The organism is Chryseobacterium sp. 1B4, from assembly GCF_036631475.1.
Classification (GTDB): Bacteria; Bacteroidota; Bacteroidia; order Flavobacteriales; family Weeksellaceae; genus Chryseobacterium.
Genome location: NZ_JAPNUF010000006.1, coordinates 347,823 through 368,225, shown reverse-complemented (window position 1 = coordinate 368,225; position 20,403 = coordinate 347,823). Strand labels below are relative to the sequence as shown.

The window sequence follows — 20,403 nt, the reverse complement described above, 5'->3', positions numbered from 1 at the left end:
GTTAACCTGAAAAGTTGGAATGATTACTTTTTCTCCGGTACGTAGTTGATGATTATTCTTTGGTTGGAATTAAGATACTTTTTAGCCGCATTCTGAAGATCCTGTCTTGTGATGGATCTGTAAATGTCAATTTCTTTGTTGATCAGATTCGTGTCACCCATCAATACATGGTTGGTTGCCAGTGAAGCAGCAATGCCCTGAATGCTTGAGTTGGCATTTACAAACTGATTTTCATACTGGTTTTGAAGCTTTTGATAATCTTCTTCTGAAATTAAAGTAGTCTGAAGCTTTTTGATTTCAGCATCAATATCTGCCTGTAGAACCTGTTTGGTAGTCTGTCCCATCGGAATAGCGAAGAATGCGAAGATACTGTAATCCTCAAGACCCTGATTGAAAGCAGCTACCTGGAGTGCTTTTTTATCCTGGTCAACCAATTTTTTATATAAAACGGAAGATTTACCATTACTTAAATAAGAAGAAAGCATATCTAAAACATAAGCATCTTTCTCTTTGTTAGCCGGAGTTCTGTATGCGAAAATATAAGCCGGAAGCTGGATATTCGGGTCAGTAGCAGTAACTTCTTTTTCCTGAGTGATAGGAGTTTCTTTCGGGAAATCTTTCGGATATACTGTTCCTTTTGGAATTCCTCCGTAATACGTTTCAATCCATTTTTTTGTCTGCTCAGGTTTGATGTCTCCTGCAACAACCAAAGTAGCATTGTTCGGAACGTAATATTTTTTATAAAACGCCTGGAATTCTTCTAATTTTGCAGAATTCAGATCTTCCATAGAACCGATTGTCGGCCAGTTGTACGGGTGATTGGTAAATAAATTTTTCTGAATGGTTGTGAAAAGATTTCCATAAGGCTGGTTATCCATTCTTAATCTTTTTTCTTCTTTTACCACCTCTCTCTGCGTATCCACACCAATCTGGTTGATGACGGCGTGACGCATTCTTTCAGCTTCCATCCAAAGTCCAAGCTGTTCATTGTTGGAAGGGAATGTTTCATAATAATAGGTTCTGTCATTGGTGGTGTTGGCGTTGTTTTGCCCTCCGTTTGAAGAAACGATTTTGAACCATTCTCCTCTTTTGATATTAGGAGTTCCTTCGAATAAAAGGTGTTCGAAGAAATGAGCAAAACCTGTTCTGCCTTTTACTTCATCTTTTGCACCTACATGGTACATTACACCCGTTGTCACCACCGGTGCGGAGTTATCCTGATGAAGAATTACATGAAGACCATTAGGAAGGTCATATTCTTCGAATTTAATTTGCTGTGCATTAAGCATTAGTCCGAAGAAAGCTACGGCAGCAGCAGAAAGAAGTCGCTTTTTCATAAAATTTAGAAATTGTTTACCAATTAGTATGAAAAGTGAATTAAATGTTACAGAATGTGTAGAAATAGATAGGTAAATGTGAATAGTGAATGGTGAATTCGCTCCATTTGTCAATTTGTTATGCGATTCGGGTTGCGGAATTTGAGGCTATGAATAATCATTCACGATTCACTTGTGAAGCAAAATTGCCCATTGACAAACACGATCAATACAATCTTAATCCCAACTTCTCTATGAGAGTTTGAATTCTCCTCCGAATACCTTAATTTTGTGTTCCCAAATTTTTTGCTGTATGGACTATTTGAAAGGACTCAACGAATCACAATATGAAGCCGTTACCTCTTTACAGGGGCCTCTGATGGTGCTTGCCGGAGCTGGTTCCGGTAAAACGCGTGTACTTACTATGCGTATTGCCCATTTAATACACAACGGAATAGACCCTTTCAATATCCTTGCGCTCACCTTTACCAATAAAGCGGCACGTGAAATGAAAGACCGTATCGCAAAAGTTGTGGGGAAAGCAATGCAAGAAGTCTCTGGATGGGAACCTTTCACTCGGTTTTTGCAAGGATTTTAAGAATTGAAGCCCATTACCTTGGATATCCATCCAACTTTACGATTTATGATCAGCAGGATGCTTTGAACGTGATCAAAAGGTTCTGAAGGATATGAATATTGATGCAGACCTTTATAAACCTAAAAAAGTTCAGGCAAGAATATCAACCTACAAGAATAATCTGATTACGGTAAAAGCTTATTTTAATAATCCGGAACTGATGGAGGCTGATGAAAAAGCAAATATGAAGTTCATCGGGCAGATTTATCAGCGATATGTTGAGCAGTGTTTCAGAAACGGATCTATGGATTTTGATGATCTTCTGCTAAAGACCAATGAATTATTGACCCGTTTTCCGGAAGTACTGGCAAAGTACCAGGACAGATTCAGATACATTATGGTTGATGAGTATCAGGATACGAACCACTCTCAATACCTTATTGTAAAAGCATTGGCTTCAAAATTTGAAAATATCTGCGTGGTAGGGGATGATGCACAGTCTATCTACTCTTTCCGTGGAGCCAATATCTACAATATCTTAAACTTTAAAAAAGATTATCCGGATGCTAAAACGGTATCGCTGGAGCAGAATTACCGTTCTACACAGAATATTGTAAATGCCGCCAATGTAGTCATCGCAAAAAACCTGCAGCAATTCAAGAAGAATGTTTTCAGTGATAATGAAGAAGGGGATAAGATCAAAATATACAGATCTCTTTCCGATGCCGATGAAGCCAATTTTGTCGCAGGAAATATCTGGGAGCTTCGTAACCGTGACCAGAGAAAGTACAGCGATTTTGCCATTTTATACAGAACCAATTCTCAGACGCGTGCCTTTGAAGATGCACTGAGGCGTAAAAATATTCCTTACAAAGTTTACGGGGGACTTTCATTCTACCAAAGAAAAGAAGTAAAAGACCTTATCGGGTACCTTCGTCTCCTGATCAATGAGAACGATTCTGAAGCATTGATGAGGATTATCAATTATCCGGCAAGAGGAATCGGGGAAACAACACAGAATAAGCTGATTGTTTTTGCAGATGCTCACAATATTGCGGTTTCAAAGGTATTGGATAATCTTCCGATGTATGCCCCACAGCTAGGGCTTAACAATGGAGTTTTAAACAAACTGAATGACTTCTGGTCCATGATCAAGGCCTTCCAGGTACTATTGAAAACAGAAACAGCCTACAGTGTTGCTATGGAAGTGGCAAAACGAAGCGGTTTAATCAAATTCCTGAAAGATGATCAGACTCCTGAAGGAATTTCCAGAGTAGAAAACGTTCAGGAATTGATGAACTCTATGCAGGGATTCATTGAAGAACAGATGCAGCTTGAAGACGGTGATCCGAGTCTTTCCAATTTCCTTGAAAATATTGCCCTTTCTGCAGATACTCAGGATAAAGAACTGGAAGATGATATGGTTTCACTGATGACCATTCACCTTTCAAAAGGACTGGAATTCCCGGTGGTTCACTTAGTGGGCCTTGAAGAAAACCTTTTCCCCAGCTTTATGAGTTCTGCCACCAGAGAAGATCTGGAAGAAGAGAGAAGATTGTTCTATGTAGCATTGACAAGAGCTGAAAAGCAGGCCTTCTTCTCCTATGCTGTTTCCCGTTTCCAGTGGGGAAAAATCACCGATGCTGAACCTTCAAGATTCTTAAGTGAAATTGATGATGAGTATATTGAGTTTCTTAATCCAGCCATGGAAAAGAGGTTCATCAATAATTCAGGGGTAAAGTCCAATATTTTTGATGAGCATCCTTCAGAAATGAGATCTTTCAAAAAGGTTGAAAAAAGACAATCGACAGAGGGGAGACTTCAAAACCGGCACCGGAAGTTAGAAAACTGAAACCTGTAAGCACAGCTAAAATTATCAATCCAAGCGGAGCCTCATCTCAGGATATTGAAGTAGGGGACAAAGTAAGACATGACCGTTTCGGAATAGGAGAAGTTACTTTTCTGGACGGAACAGATCCACAGAATATCAAAGCAAAAGTAGTTTTCATGCATGAAGGAGAGAAAAACCTGATCCTGAAATACGCGAAACTGACTAAGATTTAATTTTATCATAAAATATAAAGAAAACGGATTCAATTTTGGATCCGTTTTTTTATTTAATGCGAAGTTCACAGAGTTTCTATTTGAACTCTTTCATTTTTTCGTCCGCAAAGCGTTTCCACCAGCTAAGAGAAGTCCTATGCTTAACGAAGTGCCATTGCGAACGAAAGACTAATCAGCCAAGGATGTCTTTGCGTTCGTAGCATTTTTATAAAATTCATTTAACCTGCTATAAAACAATGTTTTTTATGAATGTTTCCTTAATTTATCTTAACTTTAAGTGAGGAATAGAAAGAAACGATAACTATTTTTTATAAAAACAAAGTCTAGTTGTTTTGTAGACTAATAAATAAATTTTACATTTGCACCCTGTAAAAACATAAATGTTATCAAATTCTAAACTATATGAGAAATAAAAAAACTATTCTTTCGGCCTCTGTTTTATTTTTCCTTGGTGTATTTACTTACGGACAGGAAAAAGACAGCATAAAAACAAACAAAGACAGTATAAAAACGAATAATGTAGAAGAAGTAGTCATATTGGGTTCAAGGGCCGGTGCCAGGTCAAAGATAGAAAGTGCGGTTCCTGTAGATGTCTTCAATGTAAAAGAATCTTCAATTATTCTTCCGCAGACGAATATAGGGCAGATCCTTAACGCCGTAGCACCTTCATTTACTTCCACCATTCAGACTAATTCTGATGGTACAGATCACCTGGATCCAGCACAGCTCAGAGGGTTGGGACCAGATCAGGTTTTGGTTCTGGTGAATGGAAAAAGAAGACATACTTCAGCATTGGTGAATGTAAACGGAACGCCGGGAAGAGGTACCGTTGGAACCGATTTGAATGCCATTCCGTCTTTCGCTTTAAACAGAATTGAAGTACTAAGAGACGGCGCTGCCGCACAATACGGATCCGATGCTATTGCAGGAGTTATCAACCTTGATCTGAAAAGAGATACAGGGAAGCTGGCAGGTCAGATCAGCTACGGAGGAAATTTAACACCAACTGCTAATGACCATACCGGAGATTTTGACGGACAGAATATTCAGCTGGACTTGAACTATGGAAATAAAATCGGAACCAAAGGAGGATTCTTTAATATTACCTGGTCTTCACAGTTCAGAAATCCAACGTACAGGGCAGGAACAGAAAGCGGAAAAATTTATAACGCTTATAATGCCATAGAGCAACGTGCGTTAAATGACGGCGTGAACCTTTCTTCTTTGTTTACCAATATAAATAATACGCCCAATTCACAGCAAATTATTAATTATGTACATCAGTATGCTCAGGGGGTAAACTACTTTAGTGCCACTCAACTCTCAGATATACAAAATGCAAATACATTTAAAGATATCACGGACGCTTCAGGCAATGTTGTTCAGAAAGGACTTTGGTCTTTACTCAGTGCTGATGTGACAGATCAGGAGCTTGCTTACAGAGGTCAGACCAGAAAAGATTTTAACATGCAGGTAGGACAGTCTAAACTGAATAACCATCAGCTTTTTGTGAATGCTGAAATCCCTGTCAGTGACAACTGGAAAGTATACACTTTTGGAGGATACAGCTTAAGGCACGGAACTTCCGGAGGATTTTACAGAAGACCAAGAGAGAGCAGAACATTTACTGGTTTATATCCGAATGGTTATCTCCCACAGATCAGAACAGATATTCAGGATATTTCATTAGCTGCAGGAATTAAAGGGAAATGGGACGGATGGAATATTGATTTCAGTAATACTTTCGGACAAAATTCTTTTACATATAACATCGGAAATACAGGAAACACCTCAATGCGTTTTGCTTCACCCAATGAATTCGATGCAGGTGGTTTAAGGTTTTCTCAAAATACCATCAATTTAGATTTCTCTAAAAAATATGATGTATGGGAAGGTATCAATGTAGCCTTTGGAGGTGAGCACCGTTATGAAAATTTTAAAATTACCCAGGGAGAGGAAGCTTCTTATGCAACATATGACATTTCAGGAAATGTTTGGAACGGAAATTCTGTAAGACCTACAGATTTTTTCGGAGCATTGCTTCCGGGAGGTTCCCAGGTATTCAACGGATTTAAGCCTGGTAATGCGGTAGATAAAAACAGACAGTCTGTTGCTGCCTATGCGGATGTGGAATTTAACTTTACCAATTGGTTATTGGTAGATGCAGCGGCGAGATATGAAAACTATTCAGATTTCGGATCGACATTCAATTATAAATTTGCATCAAGAATCAAGGTTGCTCCGGATTTCAATGTGAGATTTGCGGGTTCTACAGGATTCAGAGCTCCGTCTATCCACCAGATTTACTATAATGTAACCTCTACATTGTTTACGAATAATCAGCTTTTGGAAGTAGGAACTTTCAGTAATGATTCTCAGCTCGCAGGGCTTTTGGACATGCCAAAGCTGAAACAGGAAACTTCCAAGTCAGCAAGTGTAGGGTTTACTTACAGAATTCCTTCGGCGGGGCTTAGCTTTACAGCAGACGGGTATTTCACGAGAATTGATAACCGTATTATTCTTACAGACCAGTTCTTAAGAGCAAGCGTTCCACAGAAAGCACAGGAAGCTTATGACCAATTAGGAATCAATGCTGCACAATTCTTTACCAATGCCATCGATACAGAAACAAAAGGTGTAGATGTTGTGATTTCACATAATGCAAGATTTTCAGGATTTAAACTGGATAACAACTTTGCGATTAACCTGAACCAGACCAAACAGGTTGGAGAAATTCATTCGGCCGGGCTGCTGCAGTCTCCTTCCCTTGAAAAGATTTATTTTTCTGAAAAATCAAGAGTGTATCTTGAAGAAGCTGTGCCAAGAGTGAAAGCCAGCCTTTCGCATACCCTTTCATGGAAAAATGCCAGCTTCTACCTGAGAAATACCTACTTCGGAAAAGTAACAGGTGCGGATGTTATTGATGTGAATGGAGACGGAATCATTGATTTTAATGAACATCAGCAGATCGGAGATAAAATCATTACCGATATCTCTGCTGCCTATCAGTTTACCAAAAATGTAGGGCTTACTTTGGGGGTCAATAACCTATTTGATATTTATCCAACGAAAAACCTTCCTGCTTCTACAAATAATGATCAGTTCGTTTACTCACGGTCAACATCACAGTTTGGACAGAACGGAAGATATGTTTTTACAAGACTTAATTTCAACTTTTAATATAATAACAGATAATGCTTATAAAAAAACAGTTCAGAAATTCTGAACTGTTTTTTTCTGAACTTTTATTTTTAAACCATTAAGATGTAATAAGAGTTTAAGAGTATTAAGATAAGCTTAAAAATCAGAATCATTCATCTTAGCTATCCTTTAAATCCTTCTTAATGGTTTTAAATTTATAGAATATGGATCTATCTTTCTACAAGTTCCTTCACAGGTTCCCCATAATGATCAATCTCTGTTTTATTGATCTGAAGCAGCTGATACCATTTCCTGAAAGCTCCGATAAACACAACAAGCATCAGAACCATTGCCGTTACCGCTAAAGCTGCCAGCAAATATTGTCCTTTGGGGATGTAAATGGCGGTTACCTGTATATAACCGGCCCAAAAAGTAATTCCAGCCATGAAAACTCCGGGAACTGCAGAACATAAGGCATATTTACCCCGGTTCATCCTGATCAGCATAGTTGTACAGACAATGAGCCCACAGGCAGCCAACAGTTGGTTACTGATCCCGAATAACGGCCATATGCTGTTTACATTTCCTGTGTATACCAGATAGCCCCAGGCAAACGTGAAAAGAAGACTGCTGATAATGATTCCGGGAATCCAGTTTTTATCATTGAATTTCGGAACAACAGAACCCAGCATTTCCTGTAAAAAGAAGCGTCCTACCCTTGTTCCTGCATCAATGGCAGTCAGAATAAATACGGCTTCAAACATGATCGCGAAATTATACCAATACGCGGTAAGCTGATCCATATATGGAATTTTATTGAAGATATGAGCCATTCCTACAGCGAGAGATACGGCACCTCCTGTCCTGCCGTAGAGGTCAATACCTATTTTCTGCGAATAATAATCAATATCTACTCCATGAAGAGAAGGGTGCGCAGCAAGGAATGAGTCATAAGCTTCTTTAGGGGTATTGATCGCAAAATAATCGCCCGGCATCAATGTGCAGGCTGCAATAAGTGCCATTAATGCAACAAATCCTTCTACCAGCATGGCTCCGTATCCTACAAAAAGAATCTCCCTTTCTTTATTAAGCATTTTTGGAGTCGTTCCCGTAGCAATCACCGCATGGAATCCGGAAATCGCACCACAGGCAATCACAATAAAAATAAAAGGAAGTACAGGTCCGCCTATAATAGGACCTCCGCCATTAATGAAAGCTGTGATAGCCGGCATCTGTATGGTAGGGTGAATAACGATTACGCCGATGGCCAGCATGATAATAGTTCCGATCTTTAAATAGGTCGACAGATAATCCCTTGGAACCAAAAGAAGCCATACCGGAAGTACAGAAGCAATAAAGCCATACAGAGGAATCGCTATAGAGATCGTTTTAATGTCCCATGAAAATAAATTATTCATCGTAGGATTCTGCATGAGGCTGTGCCCTCCGATAATTCCTGCAACTAAAAGAATACCTCCCAAAATACTTGCAAACAGGACACTGTTCTTTTTGTATCGCATGATGAGACCCATAATGATTGCAATGGGCATAGTAATGACTACCGTAAACAGAGACCATGAAGCTTCGTGCATTGCATTGATACAAGCTAATGATAATCCTGCCAGTGTAAGGATAAGAATGAAAAGAATGGCAAATCCTGCAACGGTTCCCGTTGCTTTGCCGATTTCTTTGGAAGCAATGGTGGCAAGGCTCTGGCCTTTATGCCTTACGGAAGCAAAAAGTACGATCATATCATGCACTCCTCCTCCCAGAACACACCCAATAAGGATCCATAATGCTCCGGGAAGATATCCGAACTGTGCTGCAAGAACAGGTCCTACCAACGGCCCGGCGGCAGCAATAGCGGCAAAATGATGCCCGAAAAGCACATTTTTATTGGTAGCAACATAATCTTTACCATCTGCAAATTCGACGGCCGGGGTTATATTCTGATCGTTTAAACGGAGCACTTTGTTTGCAATAAAAATACCATAGAACCGGTAAGCGATCGCGAAAATAAGAACAGATGCAAATATGAGGGTAAGCGCATTGATATTGTTTAGTGAATCCATATTGCTTATTTTTATTGATGAATGATTAAATTATTGTTGTTTTTATTATAAATAATTTAATCATTAGCCAAGGTAATTAATTCCCGAATAAAAAATACCAATATGTATATCAATCTAGCATATTTGTGGTTTATTATGGTTTATTGTATTGATTTTAAGTATTTTAAATATAAGACAGATAGGCGTATGTATATTATTTTTTCTGTGAAAGAATAAAGTCTACCATCCCATCTGTTATTTTATCAAGATAGTCTTTATCTGTGGTACCAAAACCATGGACTCCGCCATCAACGATGATGAGAGTGTTCTCTATTTTGGCTCTGTTTAATTTTCTGTGAAGCTTTTTAGATTGGCTTAAGGGAACAATTTTATCATTATTTCCCTGGACAATTAAAGTAGGAACACCATCTGAAACAAAATGAACCGGGGATATCGTCTTAAGATAATCTATCGCGCTGTCCTGATCTTTCCTGATATCATATCCGGAAATCCCTTTCACCAGATTTTCCTGTAAGCCGACAATTTTTTTGGACATTAATCCGATCATTCCCACCGGGATCGTCCCTAATCTTGTGTGGAAAAGTTTGTTGAGGTCTGCAGGGCCATAGTGATCAATTACATAATTTACCTTAGCAGAATACGATGAAAGTTCAGGATTACCCAGATAGGTATTGTCTGGTGTATAAGCTGCCATCAGGGAAAGATGAGCCCCCGCTGAGGCCCCGAAAAGACCGATGTTGCTGGTGTCAAAATGATATTTTTCTGCATTTTTTCTGACCCATCTTACTGCATCTTTGGTATCTTCCAAAGGCAGCGGGAAATGAATACTGTCACTTAGCAGCGTATAGTTGATACTGATGACCGCATATTGTTTGGCCACTAGCTTTTTAATGGTCGTTTCAAGATAATTCCCGGCATTTACCACTTTGTCACCTTCTACCCATCCGCCTCCATGAACGTAGATCAATACCGGAAGTTTTTCTGTGGTGCTGTTCTTAGGAGTATAGAGATCGAGATCGAGAGGTTTGCCTTTTCTGTCGGTTTTGTAAACAATATCCTCGGAAACTGTTGCTATTTCAGGAAGTAATGTGCTTTTTACAGCAGGAGCTTTGGCTGGTCTTAATGGAAGGTCTTGTGAAAAAGATAAATTGGAAAAACTTAAAAATGAAATAAAAAACAGGTTTTTGAAAAACCTGTAGATTGATATGTTGTTTATCGATAAATTCATATTAAATTTTTTAAGGGTGTAGTTATTTTACTAACTCCTCAAAAAGCTTACCAAAAGTGGCATTCAGATCTTTTGATTTTCCCGGATGGGGCCGGGAGGTTTGAACGACAGCACTTCTTACGGCTGTCAGCCATCGGAAACGTTCCGGGATATCAAGCACTGCAATAGGGCCGCCGTCTTTATCACCATTGGCAATTTTCTGAAAGCTCTCCAGATTATGGATGATATCTTCGTAATCCAGCTTGCTGTGCATCAGCTTAAACTTGTCGGGGCACAAATAAAATTCTACCCTGATGAATTTTTCCTTTTTTGAAAACATCACCAGTCCGATATTGAAAAATTCCTCTCTTTCAACTTTAGGTACAAGGCGTATTACCGCATATTCATATATTTTATCCTCTTGCATTTTTGGCTTCGTTTACAAAGATTTGAGAATTTTCTAATCTGGTTTTCAAAAACTGAAAATAGATTTCACGGATTTCTTCAGGAGTTTCATCAGCATCATTCCAATGTAACCAGTCTTCAGGAATCATATTGACAATTTCCCTGAATAGTGTTTCGTTCAGAACTTCATGGGCAAACCTGTCTGCTTCATCAAGCATTTTTGCTTTTGGAAGAAGCACATGATCTTTTACGTATTTGAACGGTGTTTTGGCAGCTGTATCAAAATTCTGCCATGAGTGGTGGAAGTAGAACGAGGCGCCATTATCAATGATCCAGAGTTCTTTATGCCACATCAGCATATTCGTATTTTTAAAAGTACGGTCAATATTGGTGATGAATGCGTCCAGCCATACAATTTTCGAAGCCAGAAGCGGATCCACACTTACTCCGGGATCATAAGTGATAGAGCCGGAAAGATAATGCAGTCCAAGGTTCAGACCTTCGGAAAACTTCAGCAGATCCTGTATTTCCTCATCGGCTTCCGTTCTTCCGAAATCAGCATCAAGATTGACAAAAACAAGCTCAGGAATTTTAAGTCCCAATGCTTCGGTAATCTTTCCGCCCAACAGTTCGGAGATCAGCATTTTTACTCCATGGCCTGCACCACGGAATTTTAATACATATTTGAAATCATCATCAGCTTCTGCCAGAGCCGGAAGAGATCCTCCTTCTCTCAGTGGCAGAATGTAACGCATCACGGTTACAGTTCTTAAATTCTGCATACAGCAAAAATAAGCTTATTTTTTAATAATTTTTTTAGTGAATTCCTTTTCACCTGTTTTATATTTCAGGAAGTAAACTCCGCTCGTCAAATGTTGAAATGAAATACTGTAGCTATTCTCCGTTTTATTCAAATGATAAGGAATGATTTTTCCAGATGCTTCTGTCAGTGAAACGACTTCAAATTTCTTTTAGAAATAATGTTAATAAGGTTTTGAACCGGATTTGGATATATTTGAATTCCGTTTTCTATAGTTGTTTCAGCAGTATTTAATGTATTTATAACCACCAGTTTTGTTTTGTTAGTTGTTGCTCCACAGGCATCAGTTGTCAGTTTAACATTATAATTTCCTCCTGCAGTATAAGTATGCGTCGGATTTTCCAAAGTAGATGTTGTACCATCACCAAAATCCCATAAATAAGAAGCTGCATTCTGGGTTGTGTTGGTAAACTGAACCGTTCCTGTTCCGGTAAGCTGATACGTGAATCTGCTGTGAACATCATTGTTGGTTACATACCATTTACCAGGCTGGTTATATACTTCTGTTTTCACTATTTCTTTGATCAGCTGAGCCTGTGCAGGAGTAAGATTCCCATTAAAAGGAATCTGGGTAGGATCTTTCTTGAATATAATCGTATAAAATGTATACGCAGCCGCCATAGAACCTATATAACTGGGATGTGATTCATCCTGATCATACAATTCAATGGCTGGATTTTGCTCTCTGATCGTTCTCCAGACTTTGCCTACCGGAGAGACAATACCTTCATTGTTCATTGCCATTTCCATGTAACGGTTATAAATTTGAGTATCCATTCCCTGATAGGTACAGACAGTAGGAAGCCCGGGACAGTTCGTAGCATCTCCGTTTTTACGGCCCCAGGTCATATAAAAAATAACATTTCCACAGGGATTTGATGTTTTAATTAAATTAGAAAGCTGAAGTGCATAAGGATACACCTGGTTTTGAACCTGTGAATCCGGGAATGACGGAAGCTGGCTCTGTTCCTGTAATACTACATAATCCCAGTTTCCCTGATTGATGTCTGAAATGACATTCGGGTTATTGGAGTGATTCTGAAGTGTAGCACCTCCCGGAGTTTGGCTGTGATGCTCGAATACATCGCCATTAGCTGTAGCAATACTTTGAATAAGACCAGGTAAATTATTAACGTAAGTATAGCTGTTCCCGATGAAGAAGACTCTTTTGGTCGTCTGACAGACCACTAAAGAAAAAGTAATTAAAAATAAAAAAAGTAGAGTTTTTTTCATAAATTTCAGTTTGAATTGATCCCATAAATATAAATAATATTGAATAAAACCCGTTTATTTTATGAATTTGATTGTCAAAAAGAATATATATTTAGAGAATAAAGAAACAAGAGGTTTTCTTGCCGATGCTTTTTACCAAAACACAGAACAAAAACTTCCCTTAGTCATATTTGTTCACGGATATAAAGGTTATAAAGATTGGGGAGCCTGGAACCTGATGGCTGAAAAATTTGCCGAAGCCGGGTTTTTCTTTGTCAAATTTAATTTTTCACATAACGGAACGACAACGGATGATCCGTTCAGTTTTGGAGATCTTGAAGCTTTCGGACATAATAATTATTCCAGGGAACTTTCTGACCTTGGAGTAGTAATTGACCACTTCAGTAAAAACCCTCATGTGGATGACGAAAAGATTGTTCTGATGGGACACAGCAGGGGAGGAGGTATTTCTATTATTAAAACTTTTGAAGATGAAAGAATCAATGGGTTGATAACATTGGCCAGTGTTGATACTCTGGACCGGTTTCCAAAAGGAGAGGCTTTTGAAAACTGGAAAAATAATGGAGTGTATTATGCGGTTAACGGACGTACCAAACAGGAAATGCCGCATTATTACCAGTTTTATGAGGACTATGAACAGAATATTCACCGTTTTGATGTGGAAAGAGCTACAGAAATGGCAAAAGCACATATGCTCATTATTCATGGAACAGAAGATGAGGCTGTAGAAGTAAAACAGGCAGAGCATCTTCATATTCTCCACCCGAATTCCGAACTGTTTCTGATTGAAAATGCCAATCATACTTTCGGGGCAAAAGAACCATGGACGGAAACAGATTTACCTAAAGATCTGAATACTGTAACCGAAAAATGTATTGATTTTATCAAAGAAAAATTGAAATAAAGATTTTAAAATTACGTTAACATATTAATCACCATATCAATATCACTATGAAAAAGTTATTGCGGGCGCATTCGCGCTGTCATTATTTGTTGTTTCATGTAAAAAAGAAACTAAAACAGAATCTTCTGCAAGCAGCACGGATACTCTTACTACGGCGATGCCTCAGGACACTGTCTCAACTCCAAAAAACGATTCTGTTGCATCACCATCACCTTCTGCTCCGGCTCCTGATAATATGATCACCAGGAATGTAGGTAAATATCCACATGATATTAAATTCTTTGAAGATAAAGGTATATCAGAAAGACTGAAAAAACTGGCAGGATCCCAATACGATGAAATGGTAAAAATTTCAACGTGGAAAGTCCCATCGCATCAGAGAATGGGATTTATAAACTGACAGGCTGTAAGCAGCACGACTGTCCGGGGTATTCTACAAGTATTTACTATGATGCCAAAAATGACAACCTGAATGTTACCATTGATAAAAACGGTAAGGTAACAGATTTTGCTGAAAAAGGAAAAATTACTGTTTCAGAATCGCTTAAATCCAAATAATAAAAAAGGAGTGAAACTTTCACTCCTTTTTTATTGATTGTCAATAGATATTTTCAGTTTTTAACAGCGTTCTTTTACAGCCTTTAAAAGACTCCTGAAGTTTTTCATGGTCATCATTTCAGTTGTAGGAGTGAAAATGGTTGCTTTCTGATCTTTACCTACAGAAACTTCCGAATATGCTTTTAAAGAATATATCTTTTTGATGGTTGTCATATCATAAACATCCATCATTGCAAAAGTTTCATTTTTTTCATATTCATACCGGATCCCAATGGAATTGTCTAAACCGTTACGCATATTCATGGTGTAGATGTTTACCAGAAAATTAAAATCAGAATTATTTTTCAGTGTTTCAAGATCTTCACTTTCCGGCTCAAATGGAATATTATGTTGAATAAGGTTCTCCGCTTTTGCCATTTTTAAATCATACGCATGACCATTGCTTAAATTTTGAAATAACTGAAGAGTTTCTTTACCCATCATTTCTCTGTGGTGCGAATCTACCCCTGTTCTGATATCATTAATCAACCATTTTTTGTCTTTAGAAAACACTAATGTTTTACTGTACATGCCATAATCTTTCCTTACCGGATAATAGCATGACTGTAAAACTATGAATAGAAAAAACATAAAGAAAATATATTTTTTCATGAATGCAGCTCAATTATTTGATTAATAATTTCCAGGCCTCTTCAATTTTACTTTCCAGAAGTAACTTCTGGGCCTCAAGATGAATATTTTCATCGGAATGGAAGTCATCGGCAGGTAATACTTCAGTGTTGGCAAGCATTCCAAGGTCGTTTCCTGTAAATACTTTGCTGTATTTAATAGAATCCGGCAGCAGATCAAAACCGATTCCTTTTGTTACCAGGGGCTTTGGTACTTCAAAAAGGCTGTTTTCATTGCTTCTGGAATACCAGTTGCTTCCCAGGCGCGCTACCATATCCAGTTTTTTCTGATCCAGATTTCCGTCTTCATTCAGATATTCTTCTCTGATGTGGATTTTCTGAACTTCACAGATTACCAGATTTCCTGCGCCGCCCTGATCACCCAATGGTTTTATCTCTAATACTTTACATTCAAAATTGACGGGGCATTCTTCAATCAGTTTAGGTTGTACAAGATCTGCATCTTTCATTGTAAGACCGGATTTGATAAACTCATTGACTCCGGTTTCATATTCTGTGGAAGCTAAAGAAATCTGTTGTACTATCGGAAAATTGACGGTTCCGATTACCACTTCCGGTACTTCAAGAATATTTTCCAGGGTATGCTTGGTGGTATTGTCACGTACTCTCCTCGAAGGTGAAAAAATCAGAATCGGAGGAACCGTACTGAACATATTAAAAAAACTGAATGGAGATAAGTTATTATGACCGTCTTTGTCCACAGTGGAAGCCAATGCAATCGGGCGCGGTGAAACAGCTGTCTGCATAATGGTCTGCAGCTGTACGGAGGTTATCTCGGAGGGGATTACTGTTTTCATATTCTATTTAACCACAAAAGGCACAAAAGTTTTAAGTGAAATAGCTCTAATCTTTAAAGTTTAAAAAAGCATATCGTAATATTGATTCACAAAAGTTTGCTGTCCTTCGTGATATAAATTTTTTACGTTAAAATTGATTAAAATACCTTTAGGTTTCTTCATTAAATTAATATAGTTAAGAAGTTGAGCTCTATGAATATCATTAAGCTTCATAACTGACTTTAATTCTAACACAATTAAGTCTTCAATTAAAAGTCACAAAAGAAATCACAATTAATTTCTTTTCCTTTATAGTGTACTGGAACCTTCAATTCAGATTTAAAATTAATATTTCTTAATCTGAATTCTTCTTCCAGACATTTATGGTATACGCTTTCCAATAAGCCCGGCCCTAAAATTTTGTGAACTTCTATACAAGCACCATTTATTTTATAGGTAAGATCTGTTAAATATGACTGCGTAATCATCAATTCTTTTGTGACTTTTGTGGTAAAAGAAATTAAAGTGTTGGAATAATTTTACCGGAAACTTCTCCGAAGCCTACTCTCACACCATCTTTTTCAGCCCATGCTTTCATGGTAACCGTATCATTGTCTTCGATGAATTTCCTCTCTTCTCCGTTGCTTAATGATAAAGGATTTTGCCCTCTCCATGTAAGCTCAAGCATAGAACCGAAAGATTTCGGGTCACTTCCTGAAATGGTTCCGCTCGCATACATATCACCTACTTCTACATTGCATCCGTTTACGGTGTGGTGTGCCAGCTGCTGGGTCATATTCCAGTACATGTGTTTGTAGTTGCTTTCGCAGATCAGGTTTTGTTCACCGTTTTCAGGCTGGATGTATACTTCAAGGTTGATATCGTAGTTTTTATCACCTTCAAATTTTAAATAATCCAAGACTTCAGGATCCTGTACCGGAGAAGCGGTTCTGAATGGTTCCAGCGCTTCAAGGGTAACGACCCATGGAGAAATGGATGAACCGAAGTTTTTGCAAGGAATGGTCCCAGCGGAACATATTCCCATGACTGAATATCTCTTGCAGACCAGTCGTTGAAAATAACCATACCGAAGATGGCATCTTCCGCGTCTTTGGTAGAAATACTTTCTCCCATCTCAGTATTTTTATTGATGATGAAAGCCATTTCCAGTTCAAAGTCCAGCTGCTTGCATGGACCGAAAACAGGCTTATCTGCATCTGCAGGTTTCATCTGACCTTTCGGACGGTTGATTTCTGTACCTGAAACAACAATTGAGGAGGCCCTTCCGTGGTAACCCACTGGCAAATGTTTCCAGTTGGGTAATAAAGCGTTTGCCGGATCGCGGAACATTTTTCCAACGTTGGTAGCGTGCTCAATACTGCTGTAGAAATCCGTATAATTCGGAATGTGAACAGGCATCATGATTTTTACCTTATCCAGATCATAAAATGCTTCTTCAATGGTTTTCTGATCTTTTGATAAAATGGACCCTTCCTGCAATAAAGTCTGGATTCTGGTACGAACAGCATTGGTAACAGGTTTTCCAAGTTCAATAAATTCGTTGATGGTATAGGCTTCAAAAACATTGTCGTCCAACCCTTCAATATCTTCAAAATAACCGAGGTCATACAAAGTGGCAAGATCAATTACCTGGTCTCCGATTCTTGTACAGCATCCGATATATTCTTTGTTAAAAACTGCGACTCCGAAAGGAATATTATGTATAGAAAAATCCGAATTTGAGGAATAGTCTACAAATGATTTCATAAGTTTAGATTTTAGTTAGATTAAATATCATCCGGAGAATTCCCCGGAACATTTATTGGGTCTTTTTTGAATAAGAGGCTTCATCTATCCATCTGTCTCTGGTATTGACATCGATGAGGTAGAGGATATTATCCTGCTGGGTCAGCAATAAAGTTTTGGTGACCGGCATTGGGATTTTTTTATTTTCAAGCATATCTGCTCTTAAGGAAATAATATTTTTTTCCTGATGACATCACCGGTGAAAACATTGGAACTGCTTTCTCCTGTTGCTTTATCATCAAAAACTTCTACATAGGTGGCATTATTTCCTTTAATGATAATAAAGTCCCGTTCCGTATGATCGGCCTCATCTTTAATAAAAATGAACTTCTTATTGTCAATATTTACATTCTCAAGATGCTGATTGATGCCTTTTCTTTGTTCAAGCCGGTTAAGGATTTCGTTCAGAGTTCCATATTGAGCCTTAAGTCCCAATGTTCCCAAAAGAAAAATCCCGATTAAAAATTTTCTCATATACTGTGTTTTATAAAAAAGTTTTGCCAGAATACAGTATCCTGACAAAACTTATATTTTCTAATGTAAAATTAAAGATTACCTCTTCTTTCCTGTTCTCTCTCCAATGCCTCGAACAAAGCCTTGAAATTCCCGGCGCCAAAACTCTGTGCACCGTGTCTTTCAATAATTTCGAAGAATAGAGTAGGACGGTCTTCTACAGGCTTCGTAAAGATCTGTAATAAGTATCCTTCTTCATCATGATCAATAAGTATACCTAACTCCTGAAGTTTCTTAAGATCTTCATCAATATGGCCCACTCTTTCAGGAACCATATCATAATAAGCTTCAGGCGGAGCAGATAAAAACTCTACACCACGCTTTTTAAGCTCAGTTACAGTGTGGATAATGTCTTTTGTAGCCACAGCAATGTGCTGTACACCTTCTCCTTCATAGAAATCAAGATATTCTTCTACCTGAGATTTCTTTTTACCTTCTGCAGGTTCGTTGATAGGGAATTTTGCATATCCGTTTCCATTGGACATTACTTTAGACATCAGTGCAGAATATTCTGTATTGATCTGCTTGTCGTCAAAAGAAAGGATGTTTACAAATCCCATTACTTTTTCATACCATTCTACTGTAGGGATCATTCTGTTCCAGTCAACATTCCCTACACAGTGGTCTACATATAATAAACCAGTTTCTTCAGGATTATAATCACTTTCCCACTTTTCATATCCAGGCATGAAAGCTCCGTTATAATTTTTTCTTTCCACAAACATGTGAACGGTTTCTCCATAGGTGTAGATACCGGACATTCTTACTTCACCATGCTCATCAGTTAACGTTACAGGCTCTAAATATGGCTTTCCGCCTCTTTTAGTTGTTTCTTCGAAAGCTGCATAAGCGTCATCTACCCAAAGTGCCAAAATTTTTACTCCGTCACCATGTTTTTTTACGTGTTCGTTGATAGGAGAATCAGACTTAAGTCCTGTTGTTAATACCAATCTGATTTTCCCTGTTGAAGTACATAAGATGCACGGTCTCTTACTCCTGTTTCAGGACCCGCGTAAGCTACAGACTGAAAACCGAAAGCGGTTTTGTAATAATGGGCAGCCTGTTTTGCATTTCCTACATAAAACTCAATGTAATCCGTACCGTTAATCGGCAGGAAATTTTCTGCTTGAGCTATTTTCTCGGCAAATGTAAGTGTTGACATATTTTCTCTTTTACTTTTATTTTATTGGTATGCAAATTACAAAAAACTTGGACATTGCGAAAATATTCCCGCGGATTCATTGAATATATTTAACATAACATTAAAGAAGAGTTTACTTAAGTATATTTAAGTTTAATAAGTTTAAAATCGTCTGACTACATTTGTTATACAAAATACAAGTGAAAAAATATTTCGAAACATGAAAGCCGTAGAGAGTATCTACGGCTTTCTTATTTTAGATGGTTTCAATTTTTCTGTTCAGCATCCCGGCATCCGGATTGTAATTATCCCATATCTTCCAGGTATCATTTATTTTCCGGATAAAGTAGATCTGGGTACTCAGCTGATTCACAAAATGTTCTTCACCGGTTTCTCCTACCTTGAACAGCAGATTCCAGAATTCCTGGGATTCCAGGATTTTCTTGTCCGGCTCATCGGTAACGATATGAATATCAAAAACTTCATAATTGGACCGGTTGTTTTTTGTTACCAGGTGAAAATCTTTATCGCACAGCTCTTTGCTGAATTGTGATGCTCTTTCGAGGAAAGGGGAATCATCGAAAACGAGGCCTTTTAAAAGTTCGGTATTGTGAGACGGAAACTGCTTATAGAATTCAAAAGCTGCGGCACAATAATCGTACACCATCTGTGTAAGATGGGACTGATCATTATTTTCCTCTTCGTTCTGTTTTCTGTATCTGATTGCATGGATATAATCGTTAAGATCTTTGTATCCTAAGAAAATACAGATTTTATCAAGGGTTTTCAGAAATCTGAGATCACTGTGGGTTTTATCCTGGTAATCATTCTCAAAGAACCGCTGGAGGGTAACATGGGAAATGGTATTTCCGATTTCAAATTTTTTCCTCCTTTCAGTTCCTCAGCTCCGGAAAGTTCGTCTTTAATAATTTCAGAAAGAATAATGTAATGGCTTCTTTTCCATTCATTCACATTCCCTAAAACAGAATTCCTCACTTTGGGATGCTTTATAACTTCTTCCCGTATCGAATTATATATAGTTTTCAATTTCCTTGTTTTTGAATGAATTTTATCAAATATACTGCCAAAATATTAATGTTTTTTTGTGTTTTAGGGATGTTGATTTCAAAATTTGTTTTAAGTAATCAGTTTTGAAAATAGTTTTTGTGTGCTTTATGATT

16 protein-coding genes and 4 pseudogenes are annotated in these 20,403 nt (G+C 38.0%); 4 read left to right on the top strand and 16 right to left on the bottom strand.

Annotated elements, in window-relative coordinates; all coding sequences use genetic code 11:
- Nucleotides 1–23: 23 nt before the first annotated feature.
- Nucleotides 24–1,337: a M16 family metallopeptidase gene (locus OWR28_RS07735; protein ID WP_332386138.1), complete on the bottom strand. Its 1,314-nt coding sequence runs from the start codon at nucleotides 1,335–1,337 to the stop codon at nucleotides 24–26.
- A gap of 292 nt (nucleotides 1,338–1,629) precedes the next feature.
- Between OWR28_RS07735 and OWR28_RS07720 the strand changes: the two are divergent.
- Nucleotides 1,630–3,957: pseudogene (locus tag OWR28_RS07720) on the top strand (ATP-dependent helicase).
- A 402-nt stretch (nucleotides 3,958–4,359) separates the two neighbouring features.
- Nucleotides 4,360–7,137 carry a TonB-dependent receptor domain-containing protein gene (locus tag OWR28_RS07710; protein ID WP_332386134.1) on the top strand — a complete coding sequence of 926 codons (2,778 nt, stop codon included), beginning with the start codon at nucleotides 4,360–4,362 and terminating at the stop codon, nucleotides 7,135–7,137.
- A gap of 191 nt (nucleotides 7,138–7,328) precedes the next feature.
- On the opposite strand, the gene OWR28_RS07705 is transcribed toward OWR28_RS07710, so the two are convergent.
- The 6 genes from OWR28_RS07705 to OWR28_RS07685 all read right to left on the bottom strand — a co-directional run bounded on the left by OWR28_RS07705 (nucleotide 7,329) and on the right by OWR28_RS07685 (nucleotide 12,835).
- A complete protein-coding gene (locus OWR28_RS07705; RefSeq protein WP_332386133.1) occupies nucleotides 7,329–9,170 on the bottom strand; it encodes a carbon starvation protein A in 1,842 nt (613 codons plus the stop codon).
- 193 nt (nucleotides 9,171–9,363) lie between these two features.
- Nucleotides 9,364–10,398 carry an alpha/beta hydrolase gene (locus tag OWR28_RS07700; protein WP_332386132.1) on the bottom strand — a complete coding sequence of 345 codons (1,035 nt, stop codon included), beginning with the start codon at nucleotides 10,396–10,398 and terminating at the stop codon, nucleotides 9,364–9,366.
- Between the two features lie 22 nt (nucleotides 10,399–10,420).
- Nucleotides 10,421–10,804, bottom strand: coding sequence for a DUF3037 domain-containing protein (locus OWR28_RS07695; RefSeq protein WP_332386131.1), 384 nt, complete (start codon nucleotides 10,802–10,804; stop codon nucleotides 10,421–10,423).
- Nucleotides 10,791–11,564 (bottom strand): HipA family kinase, encoded by a 774-nt coding sequence (locus OWR28_RS07690; protein WP_332386130.1) that lies wholly within the window; start codon nucleotides 11,562–11,564, stop codon nucleotides 10,791–10,793. The genes OWR28_RS07695 and OWR28_RS07690 overlap by 14 nt, the downstream gene beginning before the upstream one ends.
- A 15-nt stretch (nucleotides 11,565–11,579) precedes the next feature.
- Nucleotides 11,580–11,696: a T9SS type A sorting domain-containing protein gene (locus tag OWR28_RS26905; protein ID WP_494168442.1), complete on the bottom strand. Its 117-nt coding sequence runs from the start codon at nucleotides 11,694–11,696 to the stop codon at nucleotides 11,580–11,582.
- 32 nt (nucleotides 11,697–11,728) lie between these two features.
- A complete protein-coding gene (locus OWR28_RS07685; RefSeq protein WP_332386129.1) occupies nucleotides 11,729–12,835 on the bottom strand; it encodes a PKD domain-containing protein in 1,107 nt (368 codons plus the stop codon).
- 61 nt (nucleotides 12,836–12,896) lie between these two features.
- On the opposite strand from OWR28_RS07685, the gene OWR28_RS07680 reads away from it, so the two are divergent.
- Together OWR28_RS07680 and OWR28_RS07675 are read left to right on the top strand one after the other, a co-directional pair.
- Nucleotides 12,897–13,739, top strand: coding sequence for an alpha/beta fold hydrolase (locus tag OWR28_RS07680; RefSeq protein ID WP_332386128.1), 843 nt, complete (start codon nucleotides 12,897–12,899; stop codon nucleotides 13,737–13,739).
- Between the two features lie 357 nt (nucleotides 13,740–14,096).
- Nucleotides 14,097–14,297 carry an Ivy family c-type lysozyme inhibitor gene (locus OWR28_RS07675; RefSeq protein ID WP_332386127.1) on the top strand — a complete coding sequence of 67 codons (201 nt, stop codon included), beginning with the start codon at nucleotides 14,097–14,099 and terminating at the stop codon, nucleotides 14,295–14,297.
- 60 nt (nucleotides 14,298–14,357) lie between these two features.
- Here the strand turns inward: OWR28_RS07675 and OWR28_RS07670 are convergent, their stop codons facing one another.
- From OWR28_RS07670 to OWR28_RS07630, 9 genes and pseudogenes are all read right to left on the bottom strand, one after another.
- Nucleotides 14,358–14,927, bottom strand: coding sequence for a hypothetical protein (locus tag OWR28_RS07670; RefSeq protein WP_332386126.1), 570 nt, complete (start codon nucleotides 14,925–14,927; stop codon nucleotides 14,358–14,360).
- Nucleotides 14,928–14,961: 34 nt separating this feature from the next.
- Nucleotides 14,962–15,783: a flavin reductase family protein gene (locus OWR28_RS07665; protein ID WP_332386125.1), complete on the bottom strand. Its 822-nt coding sequence runs from the start codon at nucleotides 15,781–15,783 to the stop codon at nucleotides 14,962–14,964.
- 60 nt (nucleotides 15,784–15,843) lie between these two features.
- Nucleotides 15,844–16,250: pseudogene (locus OWR28_RS07660) on the bottom strand (GxxExxY protein).
- A gap of 32 nt (nucleotides 16,251–16,282) precedes the next feature.
- Nucleotides 16,283–17,529, bottom strand: a pseudogene (fahA, locus tag OWR28_RS07655) (fumarylacetoacetase).
- Nucleotides 17,530–17,581: 52 nt separating this feature from the next.
- The gene (locus OWR28_RS07650; protein WP_332386124.1) at nucleotides 17,582–17,722 is read right to left on the bottom strand and encodes a hypothetical protein; all 141 of its coding nucleotides are present in this window, start codon (nucleotides 17,720–17,722) and stop codon (nucleotides 17,582–17,584) included.
- Between the two features lie 8 nt (nucleotides 17,723–17,730).
- Nucleotides 17,731–18,042 carry a hypothetical protein gene (locus OWR28_RS07645; protein ID WP_332386123.1) on the bottom strand — a complete coding sequence of 104 codons (312 nt, stop codon included), beginning with the start codon at nucleotides 18,040–18,042 and terminating at the stop codon, nucleotides 17,731–17,733.
- A gap of 71 nt (nucleotides 18,043–18,113) precedes the next feature.
- Nucleotides 18,114–19,243 (bottom strand): annotated as a pseudogene (gene hppD / locus OWR28_RS07640) (4-hydroxyphenylpyruvate dioxygenase).
- A gap of 235 nt (nucleotides 19,244–19,478) precedes the next feature.
- Complete coding sequence (locus tag OWR28_RS07635; protein WP_332386122.1) at nucleotides 19,479–19,889, bottom strand: hypothetical protein; 411 nt, start codon at nucleotides 19,887–19,889, stop codon at nucleotides 19,479–19,481.
- Nucleotides 19,890–20,008: 119 nt separating this feature from the next.
- Nucleotides 20,009–20,269 (bottom strand): hypothetical protein, encoded by a 261-nt coding sequence (locus tag OWR28_RS07630; RefSeq protein ID WP_332386121.1) that lies wholly within the window; start codon nucleotides 20,267–20,269, stop codon nucleotides 20,009–20,011.
- Between the last annotated feature and the right edge of the window lie 134 nt (nucleotides 20,270–20,403).

What these genes read in the sequence shown, in the direction of transcription:
- OWR28_RS07735 (WP_332386138.1), bottom strand. Translation starts at nt 1,337, where the DNA reads ATGAAAAAGCGACTTCTTTCTGCTGCTGCCGTAGCTTTCTTCGGACTA.
- OWR28_RS07710 (WP_332386134.1), top strand. Translation starts at nt 4,360, where the DNA reads ATGAGAAATAAAAAAACTATTCTTTCGGCCTCTGTTTTATTTTTCCTT.
- OWR28_RS07705 (WP_332386133.1), bottom strand. Translation starts at nt 9,170, where the DNA reads ATGGATTCACTAAACAATATCAATGCGCTTACCCTCATATTTGCATCT.
- OWR28_RS07700 (WP_332386132.1), bottom strand. Translation starts at nt 10,398, where the DNA reads ATGAATTTATCGATAAACAACATATCAATCTACAGGTTTTTCAAAAAC.
- OWR28_RS07695 (WP_332386131.1), bottom strand. Translation starts at nt 10,804, where the DNA reads ATGCAAGAGGATAAAATATATGAATATGCGGTAATACGCCTTGTACCT.
- OWR28_RS07690 (WP_332386130.1), bottom strand. Translation starts at nt 11,564, where the DNA reads ATGCAGAATTTAAGAACTGTAACCGTGATGCGTTACATTCTGCCACTG.
- OWR28_RS07685 (WP_332386129.1), bottom strand. Translation starts at nt 12,835, where the DNA reads ATGAAAAAAACTCTACTTTTTTTATTTTTAATTACTTTTTCTTTAGTG.
- OWR28_RS07680 (WP_332386128.1), top strand. Translation starts at nt 12,897, where the DNA reads ATGAATTTGATTGTCAAAAAGAATATATATTTAGAGAATAAAGAAACA.
- OWR28_RS07670 (WP_332386126.1), bottom strand. Translation starts at nt 14,927, where the DNA reads ATGTTTTTTCTATTCATAGTTTTACAGTCATGCTATTATCCGGTAAGG.
- OWR28_RS07665 (WP_332386125.1), bottom strand. Translation starts at nt 15,783, where the DNA reads ATGAAAACAGTAATCCCCTCCGAGATAACCTCCGTACAGCTGCAGACC.
- OWR28_RS07650 (WP_332386124.1), bottom strand. Translation starts at nt 17,722, where the DNA reads ATGCTTGAAAATAAAAAAATCCCAATGCCGGTCACCAAAACTTTATTG.
- OWR28_RS07645 (WP_332386123.1), bottom strand. Translation starts at nt 18,042, where the DNA reads ATGAGAAAATTTTTAATCGGGATTTTTCTTTTGGGAACATTGGGACTT.
- OWR28_RS07635 (WP_332386122.1), bottom strand. Translation starts at nt 19,889, where the DNA reads ATGGTGTACGATTATTGTGCCGCAGCTTTTGAATTCTATAAGCAGTTT.